This is a genomic window from Polaribacter sp., from assembly GCF_965656025.1.
Taxonomy (GTDB): domain Bacteria; phylum Bacteroidota; class Bacteroidia; order Flavobacteriales; family Flavobacteriaceae; genus Polaribacter.
In genome coordinates this window covers 1-19,510 of record NZ_CBFHJT010000041.1, presented here as the reverse complement: position 1 = coordinate 19,510, position 19,510 = coordinate 1, and the positions used below count along the sequence as shown (strand labels likewise).

Here is a 19,510-nt window from a genome sequence, read left to right as displayed (position 1 = left end):
TTTCTATATAATCGATCTGTATTTCTGCTTTCACCATTTTTTAAGATTGGTCTTATTGTAATCGCAGATCTCTCAAAACCTCCTCCAGTAAGCAGGTACATATCTAAATCACCATCTAGATCATAATCAAAAAAAAGTGACTGTATACTTTCACCTTGGTCTGCTAAACCATAATCTTTAGCAGATTCTGTAAAAGTTGAGTCACCATTATTGATGTAAAGCAAATTGGGAAACATACTTTTGTTTCCCATTCCACCTATACTTAAATAAATGTCATCAAATCCATCTTGATTAATGTCTATGACACTTACACCTGTACACCATTTATTTTTTGTGTTTATTCCTGAAGAACTAGTTATATCTTTAAAAGTTAAATTGCCTTTATTAATATAAATCCTACTTTTTACTTGATTTCCAGAAAATATAATATCTGGAAGATTATCGTTGTTAAAATCTCCTATACCTACTCCACCTCCATTATAAAGGTATTCATAAGATAGAATATTAATAGAGTCGTTTGTAGAAATTTGATTTTTAAAATTGATGCCTGAATAATTAGCACTAACTAGTTCAAATAAAGTATTCTCTCTAGCTTTATTTGTGCAACCAATAACCAAGGTTATTGCTAATAAAGTAATTATACCTTTGTTAATTTTCAAGCATCAATTTGTTTTAAAACTAATTCAAATAAATTCTTTCTCTATATTAATTTGCTGTATTACCAACTAAATTAGGGTTTCTATCCAATTCTGATTGTGGAAAAGGTTGAAATTGTCTTCCAGGTGTATATGAATCAAAATCTATATCATGAGCTTTAAGTTCATTTAATTTAGTTGCATCATCTAACCAACCCCATCTCTTTATATCATACCATCTTAAGCCTTCAATAGCTAATTCTGTTACACGTTCATGTGCTAACTGATCCATAAATTGCGTTAGATTTAACGCTGCAAACTCAGCCTCTCTGTCAGGAAGATTTGCTCTATCTCTAACTCTTTGAACTTGGGTAGCTGCACTAGCTATATTATTCGTATTCGCTAAACATTCTGCGTACATTAACAATACATCTGCAAAACGTATGATATGATAGTTGATACCACAAGTAAATGGATCTCCACCTTCATTTGCTAAAGTATATTTAGCAAGATAATTTTGATTTTGGTCTAAGAAATATGGTGCTCCATAAGATTGTGTTAATCCCTCTGCAGGAAGAAAAGACAAAATTGTAGCAGGATATCTTGGGTCAATTTCATTATTAATGGTTCTTTCTTGTTTTAACTCATCAACTAGGAATTGCGTAGGAGTAAAATCATAAAAGTCTGCTCCTGAATACGTTGGTGCAACTGCTGAAAACTGTCTCCAGTTTACAGTTGGATCACCTCCCCAATTAAAGTCTACATTTGCGCTTTGTGTAAATTCTGCCCAAAATATTCTCCCTGGATTTGCATTTTCTAATGCAGGATCTTGAGAGAATAAATCTCCATAATTAGGTGCTAAGTCATACATTTGAGAATTAACAACAGCTTCAAAATAAGGTATAGCTCCAGCATAATCATTTTGATATAACTTAAGTTTTCCCATTAATGAATTTGCAGCTCCAAGAGTTGCTCGTGCTGGTTGACCAGCATCTGGACCAGAAATACTTGAATAACTAGCAGGAAGTCTACTTATTGCCTCATTTAAATCTGACTCTACCTGAGCATATACATCAGCTTGAGTTGTCGATTGATTAGATGGAAAAAAAGTATCTGCACCAGTTTGTACCTCTAGCACCAAAGGTGGGTTTTCAAAGATATTTGAAGCATTAAAATATGCTAAAGCTCTTAGAAAGTAAGCTTGCCCAATAAGTCTCTTTCTTAGATTTGCTTCTATATCATCGATTTGATCAATTGCCGCAAGAGCCTGATTAGCTCTATTAATAATAGTATAACAACCTAAATATGCTATTATAATATCTGGCTGAGTGGAAGGAATTGTAAAATTACCCGTTCCTGTTAAAAATGGCCATGGACTTCTTGAACTAGCTTCATCTCCTCTAGCATCATTTATAGCAGGCATCATTCTTTGATAATTACCATCTATAATAAGTCCATTATAAATAGCATCTACCGCAGCTACAGCCTCAGATTGACTCTGGTAGTACTCATCTGCAAGAAGTCTATTTGTATCTTGAATGTCAAGTTCCTTGTCACACGAATTAAGTGATGTAATAGCAACTAAGAGTAAAAATAATTTTGTGAATTGTGTTTTCATTTTTCTTAAATTTTAAAATTTTAATTGAAATCCTAACATGGTTGTCATTGGTCTTGGATAAGTTCCAAAATCAAAACCTGGATTTAATACACCAGCTTGAAAGTCTGGATTATACCCTTTGTATTTAGAAAAAACAGCTACATTCTGCAAGGTAACAAAAAATCTTGCATTAGAAATTGAAAGTTTACTAATAACATCTTGTGGCAAACTATATCCTAAAGATATCGTATTTAATCTAAAGTAATCTCCATCTTGTAACCAACCAGGTCTATCAGAGTCTCTCTGATTGTTGTTTGGATCATTTAAAACAACTCGTGGTACAGTCGTATTTGTATTCGTTGGTGTCCAACGGTTTAAAATATCCTCATGCCAGTTGGTAAAACCTTGTGTTGGCATTAAACCACGATATAAATTACTGTTAATTAAATTACCTCCACTTCCTTGACCGAAAATAGTAAAGTCAAAATCTTTGTACTTAGCAGTTATATTTAAACCATAATAATAGGTTGGCAATCCTTGACCTAAAAAAGTTCTGTCTTGATCATTAACTACACCATCTGGTGTTCCATTTGGTCCACTAATATCTTTATATTTTATATCTCCAGCAGCTGTTCCTGGTGTTTGAAAAGGTGCGCCTGCAACTTCTTGTGCAGATTGAAAAATACCATCATAAACCCAACCATAATGCTCACCTAAAGAACGACCAACAATATTTCTGGTTCCTGCTCCTGTGATAAATTCTTGACCACCAATTTCAAGTATTTCATTTTTTACAGTATAAAAATTTGGAGCGATTTCAAATGAGAAATCATTACCAACACTTTGTCTGTAAACGGCAGATAGTTCTATACCGGAGTTTCTAATTGAACCTGCATTAGACAATATCTCAGAATTAAATGCTCCAACAGTATTAGAGTAAGGCACAGGAATATTAACTAATACGTCTTTAGATGTATTCCTATAATATTCTGCCGTAAAGTCTAAAGCACCGTTAAAAAGAGATGCATCAATACCAATACTACTTGTTTGTCTAGTTTCCCACTTAATATCTTCATCAATAAGTGAGGTTACTGCTGCACCAACAACCGTTGATCCTCCAGAAAATTGATATGGTATACCTCTATTTATAGTTCTTTGGTATAGGTAATTTCCAACTTCTTGGTTACCTACTTCTCCCCAACCACCTCTTAATTTAAGAGTACTTATAAAGTCTGGTAATTCAAATTCGTTATGTATTTTCCAAGCTGCAGAAACAGAAGGGAAAACTTGATATCTAACATCAGGATTAAATTTTGAAGAACCATCATATCTAACGTTTCCTGTAAAAAAGTACTTATCATCAAAAGAGTAATTTACTCTACCTAATAGAGAAAATAAAGCAGCTTCCTGAATGTTATCAAACACACTGTATTCTGTAGCATTCCCTAAATTTAAAACATAAGGCTCAGTTAAACCTCCACCTACAGCAGTAACCGCTCTAAATTCATCTTTTTGAAAGGTCTGACCAGCTAATACAGATAAATTATGCTTCCCAAACTCTTTGGTATAACTAGCTGTATTCTCTAATAAAAATCTACTTATGTTTGTATTTACAACACGCAACTGAGCTAATGGATTTGGAAAAAAGTAACCTAAATCATATTGCGGCACAAATAGCTGACTCGTAATATTAGTAGTATTAAAAGATCCGCTTGATTTAAAAACTAAACCATCCACTGGCTCAAAACTCGCGTATAAATTAGCATTTAATCTATTTACTTTCGTTTCAGTATCAATTAATGTATTAATTCCAGGAACGTTAAGTGTAATCGAATTATGTATTGTAGAGTTTGCACCTCCAAAACCGCCTAACCTATTAGGATCTCTTACGGGAATAGTTGGTGCAGCTTGTAGTAAATCATTTACCAACGTAGGTCTTCCACCAGGTAAATTAATGGAAGCTGTATCAAATAAAGGGTTCTCATCTGAATTGACAAAAAAGAGGTTTTCACCTACTGTAAATTTACCAAATTTAGCCTCTGAATTTACTCTAAAAGAATAACGTCTGTAATTTGGTCCTTGACCAACTAAAGTGCCCTCATTATCTAAATAGTCTAAAGACATAAAATAATTTGATTTTTCAGTACCCCCAGAAACACTAAAGTTATGATTTTGTATGTACCCCATCGTAAAACCTTCATCTTGCCAATCTGTATCTATGTTATCAATAAAATCAGGAGAATTAGGATCGTTTCCAGTTGGGATTGGAATTGTATTTCCACCATTGTTAATCAATTCTCTGTTTATAGTTTGATATCCAACTCTATCTAAAAGTGGAAGTTTTTGTGTAATACTTTGTACACCATAATAAGATGAAAGGCTGATAGAGGTCTTTTGACCTTTTCTACCTGACTTTGTAGTAATAATAATTACACCATTACCTGCTCTATTTCCATAAATGGCTCCAGCAGACGCATCCTTAAGAACCTGAACAGATTCTATATCATTCGGGTTTATATCTCTAATTCCGTCAATAGGAACTCCATCAACCACATATAATGGTTCAGCACTTGCTCCAATTCCAAAAGTAGCTACACCTCTAATTCGAACACTTGGTGCTGCTCCAGGTTGCCCATCAGATGTAATTGAAACACCTGCAACACGTCCTTGCATCATTTGTGTAACATCGTTTGAAGCTTGTTTCGTCATTTCCTCTGTATCGACTAAACTTACAGATCCGGTTAAATCTGATTTTCTTTGCGAACCATAACCAACAACAACAATTTCATCTAAAGAAGTTGCATTTTCTTTTAATACTACATTAATTGTAGTAGATTCTCCAACAACAATTTCTTTTTGAGAATAACCCAAATAAGAAAAAACTATCACGTCGTTTAGTTTTGCTTTAATTGAGTATTTACCATCAAAATCTGAAGAAGTACCAGATTTACTTCCTTTAATCAAAATGTTTACACCAGGAATAATTTCTCCTGAGGAATCAGTAACAGTTCCTGTAATAGTTTTTTGTTGTGCAAAACTGTTGATTGAACACAACATAATAATTACCATAAATAACTGCCACTTTTTTGAAAACAGTGATAATGAGTAATTAGAAAATAATGATTTAATTGTTATCATATTATTTTTCTTTTAGATTAATAATTTATAAGTGTTAACTTTACATTTGTAAATTAAACACATTTTATTTTATTATGCAAGGCTTTTTTAAAAAAAATGTATATTTCACACTTCTAAGGTTAATATTTAATGAAATATTAAAAAATTATATCTATTTTTGTTTAATTCAAAACTTTAATAAAAATGAAAATTAATTACAACCAAGAAGATAGGATATTTTTATCTGTAGATTGTATAATATTTGGTTTTGATAATGAGGATTTAAAGGTTTTACTTATTAAAAGGGATTTCGAACCAGAAAAAGGAAAATGGTCTTTAATGGGTGGGTTTTTAAAAATAAATGAAAATTTAGATGAAGCTGCTGCTAGAATTTTACACGAACTAACTGGAGTTCATGATGTTTATCTAGAACAACTTTATGCATTTAGTGAAGTAGATAGAGACCCAGTAGACAGAACTGTTTCTACATCTTATTACGCAATCATTAATATAGACAAGCATAATAAAGACTTAACCAAGAATCATTATGCTAAATGGTTTAGTGTTTCTAAGATGCCAGATTTAATTTTTGATCACAACCAAATGGTTTCAAAAGCTATTCGAAGATTAAGAAGAAGAACCTCAATCAACCCAATTGGTTTTGAGCTTCTTCCAGAAAAATTTACAATGCGTCAGCTTCAAAAGCTTTATGAGACTATTTTAAATAAAAAAATAGACAAAAGAAATTTCATAAACAAAATAAAGTCTATGGATATTTTAATCAAATTAAAAGAAAAAGATATGACCTCTTCAACAAAAGGATCATATCTTTTTATGTTTGATCAAGAAAAATACGACAGTAAAAAGTCTAATGATTTTTACTTAAAACTGTAAAGTTTAGTTTCCTTTTTTATAATCTTCTAAAAATTTTGCTAATCCACTATCTGTTAATGGGTGTTTTAACAATCCTGTTATAGATGATAATGGTCCTGTCATTACATCACTACCAATTTTAGCACAATTAATTACGTGCATTGTATGACGTACAGATGCTGATAATATTTGTGTTTCAAAACCATAGTTATCATACACTTGTCTTATTTCAGAAATTAGGTGTAAACCATCTGTTGAAATATCATCTAATCTACCTAAAAAAGGAGACACATACGTTGCCCCAGCTTTTGCAGCTAACAAAGCTTGCCCTACTGAAAAAACCAAAGTAACATTAGTTTTGATGCCTTTATCAGAAAAGTATTTACATGCTTTTACCCCATCAGCAATCATAGGTAATTTTACTACAATTTGTGAGTTTAAAGCGGCTAACTCTTCACCTTGTTTCACCATTCCCTCATAATCTGTTGCAATTACTTCTGCAGAAACATCACCTTCTACAATATCACAGATTTTTTTATAATGATTTAATATATTTTCTGCACCTGTAATGCCTTCTTTGGCCATTAAAGACGGGTTTGTGGTTACACCATCTAAAATACCTAAAGCTTGTGCTTCTGCAATTTCATCTAAATTTGCTGTATCAATAAAAAATTTCATAATTCTAGTTTTATACTGTTTTTAAATATTCTAATACCTCTTTACTTACTTTTTTGCCTGTAAAACCAAACTTATCGTCTAATACAGTTGCTGGTGCAGAATAACCAAAATGCTCTAAACCAAACACTTTTCCGTTATCGCCAACCAAACCTTCTAAATTTATTGGTAAACCTGCTGTTAAACCAAATAATGGCTTGTTTTTAGGGATTACAGAATTTTGATAATCCTTAGATTGTAATCTAAAAACACCTTCAGAAATTACAGAAGCAATATTTACTTTCAATCCGTTTTCTGATTCTAAAATTTCTGCAGCCTCTACTAAAGTTGCCACTTCAGAACCATTTGCGATTAAAACAATGTCTGGATTTTCTACTTCTTTTACTAAATACCCACCTTTCTCTGCAGCTAAAGCTTCTTGATATCTTGATCCATCTTTTGATGGTAATAAATCCTTAATTCCTTGTCGTGATAGAATTAAACCCGTAGGAGTTTTTGAATTTTCTAGAGCCATTTTCCAAGCAACACTTGTTTCTGCAGAATCTGCAGGACGTAATGCTAAGAAACTTGGGTTTCCACTATGATTTTTCAATTTTTCAAGTAAACGAATTTGTGCTTCTTGTTCTACAGGTTGGTGTGTTGGACCATCTTCTCCTACTCTAAATGCATCATGAGTCCACACATATTTTACACCCAATTCCTGAATTCCACTTAGACGAATAGCAGGTTTCATATAATCTGAAAATACAAAGAAAGTTGCTACTACAGGAATAATACCACCATGTAAAGCAATTCCGTTTGCAATACAAGCCATGGTTAATTCTGCAACACCTGCTTGTAAAAACGAACCTGAAAAATCTCCTTTTTTCAATGCTTGTGTTTTCTTTAAAAAGCCATCTGTTTTATCTGAATTTGATAAATCCGCAGAAGAAACAATCATATTTTCCACTTTATCAGCTAAATATGCTAAAACTCCAGATGAAGCAGCTCTAGATGCCAAACCTTGTTTGTGCACAATTCCTTCAAAATCTAATGCTGGTAATTCTCCTGATAAAAAGAAATCTAATTTGTCTGAAAGTGCTGTATTTGATTTTCTCCAAGCAGCTATTTCTTTTTTCTTTTCAGTAGCTTTCGCTGTTTTTTCTTTTAATAAATTTTGATAAAAGGCACTAACATCCTCATAAATATCAAAAGGGTTTTCAACACTTGCTCCTAAATTTAGTAAGGTTTTTTCGTAATCTGCTCCAGTTGCACCAATTGGTTTTCCATGCAATTCACATTCGCCTTCAAACATTTTTCCTTCAGCTGTAACACAACCTTTACCCATGATCGTTTTACCAATAATTAGGGTCGGTTTTTCGGTTTCGTTATTTGCATCTGTTAATGCTTTTCTGATTTCATCATGGTTATGACCATCAATAGTTACTACTTTCCAACCCCAAGACTCATATTTCATGGCTGTGTCTTCAGTAGTTACTTCGTCTGTAGATGTTGATAACTGAATATCATTAGAATCGAAAAACATAATAAAATTACTCAAACCTAAATGTCCTGCAATTCTACCTGCTCCTTGAGAAATTTCTTCTTGCACACCTCCATCAGAAATAAAACCATATACTTTATGATTCATCCAATCTCCAAAACGTGCTTGTAAAAATTTTGCTGCAATTGCTGCGCCAATTCCCATGGTATGTCCTTGCCCTAAAGGGCCTGAGGTGTTTTCTATACCTCTTTTAACATCTACTTCTGGATGACCAGGAGTTATGGAACCCCATTGTCTAAAATTAGCAACATCTTCTTTTTTATAGTTTCCTAAAAGATAATACTGCGCATACATTAAAGTTGATAAATGTCCTGCATCCATAAAAAAGCGATCTCTGAACGCCCAAGTCATATCTGAAGGATCAAAATTAAAAAATTCTGAATACAGGATGTGCATAAAATCTGCACCTCCCATTGGTCCTCCTGGATGCCCTGAATTTGCTTTTTCTACCATGGCAACTGCTAGAGCTCTTATATTGTCTGCTGCTTGTTGGTCTATTTTTTGGTTCATTTAATTATGAGTTTATTGTGGGTACTAAATTACAAAAATTAAGCGTACAAAAAACAAGTGTGTTTTATACACTTGCAAATATATACAAAATAATCTAAATCTATTAGTAGCACTATTTTATATATATTGATTTATAATGTTTTCAAATAATTCTTGTTTACCACTCTTTAATGATAGCTCTCCGTTATCTTGCGCTATTTTATATAAATCTTGTAAACTTAATTTACCTGCTTCAAAATCTTTTCCTTTACCAGTATCAAAAGAAGCATAACGCTCTGTTCTTAATTTTTCGTAAGGTGAAGATGTAATAATTTTATCAGCAATTAATAAAGCTCTTGCAAATGTATCAGCACCACCGATATGAGCGTGAAAAACATCTTCTAAATCTGTTGAGTTTCTTCTGATTTTAGCATCAAAATTAACACCACCACCTTGTAAACCACCAGCTTTTAAGAACACTAACATTGCCTCTGTAGTTTCTTGGATGTTGTTTGGAAATTGGTCAGTATCCCAACCATTTTGATAATCTCCTCTGTTGGCATCTAAACTACCTAACATAGCTGCTTTTGCAGCGGTTTCAATTTCGTGTTGAAATGTGTGTTGCGCTAAAGTAGCGTGATTTACTTCGATATTAATTTTAAAATCTTTATCTAAACCATATTCTTTTAAGAAACCAATAGCTGTTGCACTATCAAAATCATATTGATGTTTAGATGGCTCCATTGGTTTTGGTTCAATAAAGAAGTTTCCTTTAAAACCCTGAGCACGAGCATAATCTCTACACATTGTTAAAAATTGCCCCATGTGATCTAATTCACGCCCCATATCTGTATTTAAAAGAGACATGTAACCTTCTCGACCACCCCAAAACACATAGTTTTCACCATTTAATGCCATAGTAGCGTCTAGCGCTAATTTAATTTGTCCACCAGCTCTTGCAACTACATCAAAATCAGGATTTGTTGCTGCCCCATTCATATAACGTGGATTAGAAAAACAGTTAGCAGTACCCCAAAGTAATTTAACCCCAGAAGCGGCTTGTTTTTCTTTTAAATATTCTGTAATTGTTGCTAATCGAGACTCAGATTCTGCAAATGTTGCTCCTTCTCTGATTAAATCGAAATCGTGAAAACAGTAGTAATCAAAACCCATTTTTGTAATAAATTCAAAAGCAGCATCTGCTTTTTCTTTTGCAGCCACAATTGCATCTGCTGGTTTATCCCACTCAAAACTTTGAGTTCCTGGACCAAATGGATCTGCCCCTTGCCCACAGAACGTGTGCCAATAAGCTATTGAAAACTTAAACCAATCTTTCATTTTTTTACCTGCAACTACTTGTTCTGGGTTGTAGTATTTAAATGCTAAAGGATTGTCTGATTCTTTTCCTTCAAACTTAATTTCGCCAATACCTTTGTAGTATTCTTTGTTGCCTATCAATGCCATTTTTTTGCTTTTAAAATATATACTTTCTATTTGTTATTTAAAATAAGATTCAATTCTTTTTTCCAGTTTTCGTAAGCCTTTAAATAAGGTTCTTTATCCTTTAAAGGGATAAATGTCATTACGTAATCATTGTCTTCTACTAGTTTGCCATACAACTCAAAATCACCTTTATGTAAACCTGCGGCTCTTGCTGCACCAATAGCTCCTGTGGTATTATATATTTCAATTTCTTGATTAATTAATGTTGCTACTGTATTTGCAAAAATTTCTGAACGGAATAAATTATCGTTTCCAGCTCTCATCACATTAACATTAATACCATCTGATTTTAAAATATCCATACCATACACAAATGAAAAGGCAATACCTTCTAAAGCTGCTCTACATAAATGTCCCTTTTGATGATTATTCAAGTTTAAATTGACTATTCTTGTGCCTATTTCTCGGTTGTTTAACATTCTTTCTGCACCATTCCCAAAAGATAACATACAAACACCATCTGAACCAACAGGAACTTCAGAAGCTAGCTGATTCATTTCATCATAAGAATTAACAGATAAATTATTAAGTAACCATCTATATTGAATTCCAGCCCCATTAATGTTAAGTAGTTTTCCAATTCTTGGAATTGATTTTTGATAATTTACATGGGCAAAATTATTAACTCGTGTACTTTCTTTACCTGATAAACTTTCGGTAACTGCATAGACAACTCCAGAAGTTCCACCTGTTGCTGCAACCTCACCTGGATTAAATACATTTAAAGATAATGCGTTGTTTGGTTGATCTCCTGCACGATAAAATATAGGCGTTCCTGCAGCCAAAGTACTTTCTGCTTCTCCTTTTTCATCCACCACAGATTGCAAACCAAAGGTGTCTACAATATCTGGCAATAAGGATTTATCAATGCCATAATAATCTAAAAGAAAGTCTGCAATCGTATCATTTTTAAAATCCCAAAAGATACCTTCTGAGAGTCCAGAAATTGTAGTGTTTATTTTATTTGAAAAGCGATACGCAATATAATCTCCAGGCAACATAAACTTATATGCTTTTTTGTAAATATCTGGTTCATTATCTTTTACCCATTTTAATTTTGAAGCTGTAAAATTAGCGGGAGAATTTAATAAGTGACTGGAGCTTTTTTCGCTACCAATATTAGCAAATGCTTCTTTACCAATTTCTACAGCTCTACTATCGCACCAAATGATACTTTTTCGTAAAGGCTTACCCTCTTTATCTACCAAAATCAAACCATGCATCTGATATGAAATACCAATACCTTTAATTTCTGTTCTAGAAACGTTGTACGTTTTTTTAAGATTTTGAATCGCTTTACAGATGTGTTGCCACCATTCTTCTGGTTTTTGTTCTGCCCACCCATTTTTTAGAGCAAGCATGCTCATTTCGGTTTTTGGCTCTTGAACAACACTGATACTCTTTCCTGTTGAAATTTCAACTAAGGCAGCTTTAATTGATGAGCTCCCTAAATCAAATCCTATGTAATACATCTCTTTATAATGATTCTCTTATGGTTAATTTTGTGAGTAGTAAATATTGTATTTATTTTTCTTGCATTACAAATTCTGCAACTTTTTTTTTTAGAATTTAGAAATTGTATAAGAAAATTTCATTTTTTCTGCTTTTATTTGATATTCTGAGTGTGGCATTGCCCCCCAACTAGTATCACCCCCAACACCCATTTGTTCAGCATCAATATTAATGTTTACCAAATCTCTTTTTTGAATATCGGTTGTGTGTCTTTGTTGTTTCTTTTTACCTGCATCAAAATCTGAATTGTATTGTTGATGCGCACTAAAACCAAAATATTTTTGAGCTGTAATTTTTATACCTTGGCCTTTATCATTTAAAAAACTTACCCATCTATTCTCTGTTTTATAACCATTTTCTTGTGGCCTAATGTATGGGAAATATAAATCAGCCACTTTTGTTGCGTAATTGCCCACCAAAGCTGCTGTGTTTCTATCTTGATAATTTTCAAATGGCCCTCTACCTAACCAATTTACATTTTCATATTCTTTATGAATTATAAAGTTTGTACCAAATCTTGGTAATATTGGTAGCTCTACTCCATTATCATCAAAAGTTGTGGTTACATTTATACTTCCATTTACATTAAAAATATAATGCATGGTTACTTTAGCATCTTTTAATTTTGGAGATTTATAAGCTACGTCTACAATAATAGTATGCCCTTTTTTGGTTTTATTGATAGCTATTAGCTCTTGATTTTCGGTAGCACTTTTCCAAACTCCTAACCTTTTAGGCATTCTAAAACCAAAATCATTATCGGTTGTAGCTCTCCAAAAATTTGGAGTGATTCCTCTTATAAAAAGATTACCAAAACCATAATCTAATACGTTTAAAACCCCTGTTTTTAAGTTAAAATTGGCTTTAAAATTGTTGTTGTAAATTTCTAAGTTAGCATCGGTTTTCTTAGCAATAATTTCTTTGCCTGTGTTTTTTTCTGATGGAGAAAAGTCTCCTTTTTGTACTAAAAATTGTTCATAAGCAACTACATGCCCTTTTGGAATTAAGGTTTTTTGTGCTTTCGTTTTTGCATAAAAATTGATATGATAATCACTTTTTGAATTGGTTAATTTAGGCAAATCTATTTGTATCATTTTTGTTTGGTATGACGCAACATTCATGTCTTTTAGTTTCCCTTTTGCTACTTCAAGTCCGTTTTCTAAAAGAACCCAAGAAAATTCGAATTCCGCTAAATTTGTAAAATCATAGATATTCTTAATTTTAAATATTCCTTTTGATAGATTTACTTCTTTAAATTTTACATACTGAAATACTTTTTTTGCCTCAAACAAAGCTGGATGTGGAGTTCTATCTGGATTTATAATTCCGTTCAAACAGAAATTTCCATCATTTTGCAAATCTTTTCCACCTAAATCGCCACCATAAGCCCAAAATTCTTCTCCAGACTTATTTTTTGTTGCTATCCCTTGATCTACCCAATCCCAAATAAAACCACCTTGCATGGTTGGATATTTTTCGATAACCTTCCAATAATCTTGTAAATTCCCCAAACTATTGCCCATGGCATGTGCATACTCACAGAGAATTAAAGGTCTTTTCACCTTTTGTTCTGCATACTTAATCATTACATGAATTGGCCAATACATAGGCGCCTGAATATCTGTATTTTTATAGCTAGTTGCCCCTTCATATTGCGTTGGTCTAGTGCTATCATTATCTTTTAACCACTTGTATGTGGCCTGAAAATTTTCTCCATTTCCAGCTTCATTTCCTAAAGACCAAGTTACAATACTTGGATGATTTTTATCACGCTGAAACATTCTAATAGTTCTGTCTAAATGTGCGCCTTTCCAATTTGGTAAATAGGCAGGATGTTTTGCTTGTCTCTTAAAATCATTATCTAAACCTTGGTTTGTGGTTCCCATTCCATGGGTTTCAATATTTGCTTCATCAATCACATAAAAACCATATAAATCTGCCAACCTGTAAAAAAATGGATTTTTAGGATAATGACTGCAACGTATGGCATTGATGTTATTTTGTTTCATCAATTCCATATCTTTTATGGTTAATTCTTCTGAAACCACATGCCCAGTTTTTTCATCATGATCATGTAGATTTACTCCTTTAATTAAAACAGGTTTTCCGTTTACTAAAAACTGACTGTTTTCTATTTTAATGTTTCTAAAGCCTACTTTTATAGCGGTACTTTCTCCATTAACAGTTATTAAAAGTGTGTATAAACTGGGTTTTTCTGCACTCCATTTTTTTATATTAGGCAGTAGCTTTTCAAATTCGATTTTATTTAAACCTTTAGATAATATACTTTTTTTTGATGCTGTATAAATTTCTTGATCACCCTCTAAAAGTTTTACATCGATATTTTTTATAGGCTCACTATCACTATTATTTTCGACCTCTAGTGTTAGATTAAAAATACCATCTTTATAATTGTTTGTTAGGTCTGCAATAACTCTAAAATCTTTTAGTTTTATTTTTTCTGATGCATATACGTATACATCTCTCTCTATTCCTGACAATCTCCAAAAATCTTGATCTTCTATATAACTGGCATCAGACCATCTTAAAACTTGCACAGCAATTGTATTTTTGCCTGATTTAATTACTTTGGTAACATCAAATTCTGCAACAGTTTTGCTACCTTCATTGTAACCAACAAATGTACCATTTACCCAAACATACATTGCCCCACTTACGCCTGCAAAATGTAAATAGACGTCTTTCTGAGTCCAGTTTTCTGGAATTTCAAATGTTCGTTTGTAACTTCCATTATTATTGATATGATGTGGAATAAAAGGTGGGTTTGCTGGAAACATGTAACTAACATTGGTGTACACAGGAATGCCAAAACCTTTCATTTCCCAGTTTGATGGTACTTCAATTTTGTCCCAACCTTGTAAGCTAAAATTATCTTTATAAAAACCTGTTGGTCTTGCATTTATGCTATCTGCATAATAGAAATTCCAAGTTCCGTTTAAAGATTTGTATAATGGAGAATTCTGCCAACCTTGATTATTTAAAGCCTCTTTTTCGGTTTTGTATTTATAAAAAGTTGCTGTGGGTTTTTCTCTATTTATCTGAAATATTACTGGATTTTCCCATTCTGGATTTTCCCATTTTTCTGCTGTATAAATTGGTTTTTTAACCTTGTTTTCCTGACAATTAAAGAGTAATATTGAAAGAAATAAAATTAATATCAGCCTATAATTTAGTAATTTATAAAATTGTTTCCCAAGCATTTTCATTTCGATTTTATTTTGAATTTTTAAAAAAAATTGACACATCAAGGTTTAAAAAATCAATTTTTATAATGGTGATTTTTTATGAGTAAAGATAAGTTTTTCATTCATAGTGGAAATAAAAAAACAAACCGTTGAATAAAATCTATAAAATAAAACCTTTTCTGTAAGTTTTTGATTGATTTATAACTAATTCTTAAAAAATAATACTCATTTTTTTATGAAATTCATTTAAAATCATTACTTTTAGGATGCTATTTAAAAAGAATTATTTTGAACAATTATCCTACATTATTTTTAGAACAAAAAGTTCATCGAAATAAAAAACAAATCCTTTTAAAATTTGCATACCATAATGATTTAATTAATAAGGTTAGAAGTATTAAAGGCACTTATTGGAGTAAGTCTTTAAATTGTTGGTATATTAAGGACACGAAAGAAAACCTTTTGCTTCTGCTAAATACTTTTAAAAATATTACAGCTGTAAATACCGATAAGGTGATTACTAAAAAGGGTTTTAAAAGGGATTTAACTTTAGATGAAAAACAACTTTTAAACAATTTTTATCTGTATCTAAAAGGGAAAAGATATAGCCAAAGCACCATACAAACCTATACTTTTTTTATTGCAGATTTTGTAAATTTTAATACAAAAACACCTTTGGAGGAGCTTACTCATAAAAACGTAGAGCATTTTATAGAAAAAGTATTTATTGATCGAAATTATTCTATAAGTTCTCAAAGACAATTTATTAGTGCACTAAAATTGTTTATCGCTTTTTATCCTAATACAAACATTAATGAGTTGGTTTTAGAACGACCAAAAAAATCAAGAAAACTGCCTAGTGTTTTATCTCAAGAAGAAGTTTTACAAATTATTGCTGCTACTCAAAATTTAAAGCACAGAGCTATTATAGCTTTAATTTATTCTTGCGGATTAAGGATTAGTGAGTTGATAAATTTAAAACTAGCTGACTTTTTTATTGATAGAAAACAATTAATCGTAAAAAATGGAAAAGGTAGAAAAGATAGATATGTAAGTTTGGCAGACAGTTTTTTACCTCTTTTATCGAATTATTATTATTCTTATAAACCTAAATTATTTTTTGTTGAAGGTTTGAATGGCAACAAATATAGTTCTGAAAGTGTTAGGCAATTCTTAAAAAAGAGTTGTTTAAAAGCGGGCATAACTAAAACAGTAACGCCACACACATTAAGGCATAGTTATGCCACTCATTTATTAGAAAATGGTGTTGACATCAGGTATATACAATCTCTTTTAGGACATGCCAAACCAGAAACAACGATGATCTATACGCATGTAAAAAGAAAAGATTTAATGCAAATACAAAATCCATTAGATACAGCTTTAAAAAAGATAAACAAACCTGATAATAATAACGAAAAACTTGTTTTATCCGGAAATATTTAACCAAAATGCAATATATTTGATTGCATATAACCAGTTGTAAGTAATGCGAAAATTGAGCTAAAATTGAACATTTGAACTAAAAAAAGCCAACGCTCAAACAGCACATTTATTTTTTTTCCGACACGAAATCCAACCCTAAAAAAATAAAAGAGCTGTTTTTTGCCAACGCACAAAATAGTACTAACTTTAAAAACTAAAGATAAACATAAATTAATATGGCAATAAACAATTTAGCACAAGCTAAAAAAGCCAAGAATGACGAATTTTATACCTTATACTCTGACATACAAAAGGAAATACAAGCATATCTTGACTACAATCCAAATGTTTTTAAAGGCAAAACCGTTTTACTTCCTTGTGACGACCCTGAATGGAGTAATTTTACGAAATTTTTCGCTCAGAATTTTGAACGTTTTGGGATAAAAAAACTGATAAGCACAAGTTACGCACCAAATAGCAAACCTTATCAACTTGGTTATCAGGTAACATTATTCGAAGAAAGTGCACCTCAATACGATAGTAGCAAAACTGAAAGTCAAGGAAAGATATTTACTTTAGAAAAAGACGTTACAGAAGACGGAAGAATTGATGTTGAGGATTTAGAATGGAATTATCTTGAAGGTGATGGAGATTTTAGAAGTGAAGAAGTAATAAGATTAAGGGATGAAGCTGATATTATTATTACAAATCCACCATTTTCATTGTTTCGAGATTTTTTGCAATGGATAATCGAAGCTGATAAACAATTTGCAATTATTGGAAATATAAATGCAATAGCATACCAAGAGGTTTTTGCATTAATTGCACAAAATAAAATTTGGTTAGGTACTGGAATGGGAAGATGGATATCTGGTTTCATAGTTCCAGATACTTATGAACTTTATGGTACAGAAGCAAGAATCGATAATGAAGGAAATCGCATTGTAGCAACAAATAATTGTCTTTGGTTAACAAATATTGAACACGGGAAAAGATACCAACCATTAAAACTAATGTCGTTGGAAGATAATAATAGGTTCAATAAAAAATTAAAAAAGAAACCTGCCTACGAAAAATATGACAATTATGATGCTATTGAAGTTCCTTTTACAGATGCAATTCCATCAGATTTTGATGGAACAATGGGAGTCCCAATAACATTTCTTGACAAGTATAATCCAAATCAATTCGAGATAATTGGAATTATGGCAACTACAAAAATAAGTGAATACAATTTTGGATATCCGTTTGTAAATGGTAAAAAAATATATGCTCGAATTTTAATTAAACAAAAATGAAAACAACATTAAGGAGCGAAATAACCGTTAAAGAAATTTGTGATGGTTTCGTATATAATGAAGCAGAAGGCAAAGGTCTTTTTGGTCTTTCAGGAACTTTGACAATTCAACCAGAATATCAAAGGAATTATATTTACGCAGATGGTAAAAAAGACGTTGCAGTTATAGAAAGTATTCTAAAAGGTTATCCTTTAGGTCTAATTTACTTTAACACTTTAAAAAACGGACATTTTGAAGTTTTAGATGGACAACAAAGAATAACAAGTATTGGTAGGTTTCTAACTTTCAAATTTCCAATTAAAGATGAAAACGGAATGGAACAATATTTTGATAGCTTACCAATTGATAAACAGAAAAAAATTGAAGAAGCAAAACTTCTTATATTCGAATGCGAAGGAGAAGAAAGTGAAATTAAAGAATGGTTTAAAACAATTAATATAGCAGGAGTTCCACTAAATGCTCAAGAACTTCGAAATGCAATTTATTCTGGTCAATTTGTTACGCTTTGTAAAGAAGAATTTAGCAATAGCCAAAATGCAAATATTCAAAAATGGAATGCTTATATAAAAGGTAGTGTTGATAGACAAGAAATTCTTGAACGTGCTTTGGATTGGGTTAGTCGAGGTAAAATCGACAACTATATGAGTAGTAATAGAAAGGAAAGCAATATTAAGGAATTGAAATCATATTTCAATAGTGTTATTGATTGGGTATCAACAGTTTTTATTGATGTAGAAAAAGAAATGTGTGGTTTGGAATGGGGAAAATTATATGAGATATACCACAAAACAGCTTATAATCCAAAAAGAGTTTCTGAACAAGTAAGAGAACTTTATGGAGACCCTTTTGTTAAAAACAGAAAAGGTGTCTTTGAATATATTTTAGGAGGTTCAATAGACACAAAATTACTGCAAGTAAGAGTTTTTGATGAAGCAACAAAAAAATCTACTTATGCACAACAAACAAAAAAAGCAAAAAACAAAAATACTTCAAATTGTCCTTTGTGTGCGGTTGGAAATAATTCTAATAAAACAAAAATTTGGAAAATAAATGAAATGGATGCTGACCACGTAACAGCTTGGAGTAAAGGTGGAGAAACTGTAAAGGATAATTGCGAAATGCTATGCAAAACTCATAATAGAGCAAAAGGAAATAAATAAAATTATGAACTGAACAATGCCAACGCTTAAAGCCATACACATTTGCAATTCGCTTCAGCCAATGCACAAGCCAAAAATTGCAAAAGAGTATGTCTTGCCAACGCTCAAATTTGTACTAAATAAGAAACATTGGAAAAATAAACTGAATGAAAAAAGCACTACTTACAACAACGTGTATAATTAATTGCTTGTATTTTAACTATTTACGAAAGTTCTCGCTGAATTTTAATTCAGTTTTTATTTGCTAACTTTAGTGTTTAAACCACGCAACTAATCATACACAAACACGTTAGGCACCATTAGAAACAAACTATGAGAAAACCATTTTACTTTTTGCTAACATTAATGTTATTGACTTCTTGCAATGAAAAAGAATCAATAAATAAAGTTGAAAATCTTACAGAAATTAATCTGAACTTTAAAGATTATAAGCCAAATGAGCATAAGAGCTTTATTGATTTAAAAATCGAAAACGAC

12 protein-coding genes are annotated in these 19,510 nt (G+C 31.7%); 4 read left to right on the top strand and 8 right to left on the bottom strand.

All coding sequences use genetic code 11. The annotated features are described in order from the left end of the window. The 3 genes from ACTG3S_RS09085 to ACTG3S_RS09075 all read right to left on the bottom strand — a co-directional run. On the bottom strand, positions 1-659 hold a 659-nt coding region (locus tag ACTG3S_RS09085), incomplete at its 3' end, for an FG-GAP repeat domain-containing protein (RefSeq protein WP_439129043.1). Between the two features lie 46 nt (positions 660-705). Beyond that, positions 706-2,253: a RagB/SusD family nutrient uptake outer membrane protein gene (locus ACTG3S_RS09080; RefSeq protein ID WP_439129042.1), complete on the bottom strand. Its 1,548-nt coding sequence runs from the start codon at positions 2,251-2,253 to the stop codon at positions 706-708. A 12-nt stretch (positions 2,254-2,265) separates the two neighbouring features. After that, positions 2,266-5,370 (bottom strand): SusC/RagA family TonB-linked outer membrane protein, encoded by a 3,105-nt coding sequence (locus tag ACTG3S_RS09075; RefSeq protein ID WP_439129041.1) that lies wholly within the window; start codon positions 5,368-5,370, stop codon positions 2,266-2,268. 183 nt (positions 5,371-5,553) lie between these two features. On the opposite strand from ACTG3S_RS09075, the gene ACTG3S_RS09070 reads away from it, so the two are divergent. Then, positions 5,554-6,243, top strand: a complete 690-nt coding sequence (locus tag ACTG3S_RS09070) for an NUDIX hydrolase (protein ID WP_439129040.1) — start codon at positions 5,554-5,556, stop codon at positions 6,241-6,243. 3 nt (positions 6,244-6,246) lie between these two features. Here the strand turns inward: ACTG3S_RS09070 and fsa are convergent, their stop codons facing one another. From fsa to ACTG3S_RS09045, 5 genes are all read right to left on the bottom strand, one after another. Next, on the bottom strand, positions 6,247-6,900 hold the full coding sequence (fsa, locus tag ACTG3S_RS09065; protein ID WP_439129039.1) for a fructose-6-phosphate aldolase: 654 nt from the start codon (positions 6,898-6,900) through the stop codon (positions 6,247-6,249). A 10-nt stretch (positions 6,901-6,910) separates the two neighbouring features. Beyond that, complete coding sequence (locus ACTG3S_RS09060) at positions 6,911-8,950, bottom strand: transketolase family protein (protein ID WP_439129038.1); 2,040 nt, start codon at positions 8,948-8,950, stop codon at positions 6,911-6,913. A 117-nt stretch (positions 8,951-9,067) separates the two neighbouring features. After that, on the bottom strand, positions 9,068-10,393 hold the full coding sequence (gene xylA / locus ACTG3S_RS09055) for a xylose isomerase (RefSeq protein WP_439129037.1): 1,326 nt from the start codon (positions 10,391-10,393) through the stop codon (positions 9,068-9,070). A 26-nt stretch (positions 10,394-10,419) separates the two neighbouring features. Then, a complete protein-coding gene (locus ACTG3S_RS09050; protein ID WP_439129036.1) occupies positions 10,420-11,904 on the bottom strand; it encodes a xylulokinase in 1,485 nt (494 codons plus the stop codon). Positions 11,905-11,994: 90 nt separating this feature from the next. Then, positions 11,995-15,165, bottom strand: coding sequence for a glycoside hydrolase family 2 TIM barrel-domain containing protein (locus tag ACTG3S_RS09045; protein ID WP_439129035.1), 3,171 nt, complete (start codon positions 15,163-15,165; stop codon positions 11,995-11,997). Between the two features lie 273 nt (positions 15,166-15,438). Here ACTG3S_RS09045 and xerA point away from each other — a divergent pair, with 273 nt between their 5' ends. The 3 genes from xerA (at position 15,439) to ACTG3S_RS09030 (ending at position 19,033) form a co-directional block, all read left to right on the top strand. Further along, positions 15,439-16,596 (top strand): site-specific tyrosine recombinase/integron integrase, encoded by a 1,158-nt coding sequence (xerA, locus tag ACTG3S_RS09040; protein ID WP_439129034.1) that lies wholly within the window; start codon positions 15,439-15,441, stop codon positions 16,594-16,596. 215 nt (positions 16,597-16,811) lie between these two features. After that, positions 16,812-17,873 carry an adenine-specific methyltransferase EcoRI family protein gene (locus ACTG3S_RS09035; RefSeq protein ID WP_439129033.1) on the top strand — a complete coding sequence of 354 codons (1,062 nt, stop codon included), beginning with the start codon at positions 16,812-16,814 and terminating at the stop codon, positions 17,871-17,873. After that, positions 17,870-19,033, top strand: a complete 1,164-nt coding sequence (locus tag ACTG3S_RS09030; protein ID WP_439129032.1) for an HNH endonuclease family protein — start codon at positions 17,870-17,872, stop codon at positions 19,031-19,033. Before ACTG3S_RS09035 ends, ACTG3S_RS09030 begins: the two co-directional genes overlap by 4 nt. The last annotated feature ends 477 nt before the right edge of the window (positions 19,034-19,510 follow it).

What these genes read in the sequence shown, in the direction of transcription:
- fsa (WP_439129039.1), bottom strand. Translation starts at nt 6,900, where the DNA reads ATGAAATTTTTTATTGATACAGCAAATTTAGATGAAATTGCAGAAGCA.
- ACTG3S_RS09050 (WP_439129036.1), bottom strand. Translation starts at nt 11,904, where the DNA reads ATGTATTACATAGGATTTGATTTAGGGAGCTCATCAATTAAAGCTGCC.
- ACTG3S_RS09060 (WP_439129038.1), bottom strand. Translation starts at nt 8,950, where the DNA reads ATGAACCAAAAAATAGACCAACAAGCAGCAGACAATATAAGAGCTCTA.
- ACTG3S_RS09070 (WP_439129040.1), top strand. Translation starts at nt 5,554, where the DNA reads ATGAAAATTAATTACAACCAAGAAGATAGGATATTTTTATCTGTAGAT.
- ACTG3S_RS09030 (WP_439129032.1), top strand. Translation starts at nt 17,870, where the DNA reads ATGAAAACAACATTAAGGAGCGAAATAACCGTTAAAGAAATTTGTGAT.
- ACTG3S_RS09080 (WP_439129042.1), bottom strand. Translation starts at nt 2,253, where the DNA reads ATGAAAACACAATTCACAAAATTATTTTTACTCTTAGTTGCTATTACA.
- ACTG3S_RS09045 (WP_439129035.1), bottom strand. Translation starts at nt 15,165, where the DNA reads ATGCTTGGGAAACAATTTTATAAATTACTAAATTATAGGCTGATATTA.
- ACTG3S_RS09075 (WP_439129041.1), bottom strand. Translation starts at nt 5,370, where the DNA reads ATGATAACAATTAAATCATTATTTTCTAATTACTCATTATCACTGTTT.
- xylA (WP_439129037.1), bottom strand. Translation starts at nt 10,393, where the DNA reads ATGGCATTGATAGGCAACAAAGAATACTACAAAGGTATTGGCGAAATT.
- ACTG3S_RS09035 (WP_439129033.1), top strand. Translation starts at nt 16,812, where the DNA reads ATGGCAATAAACAATTTAGCACAAGCTAAAAAAGCCAAGAATGACGAA.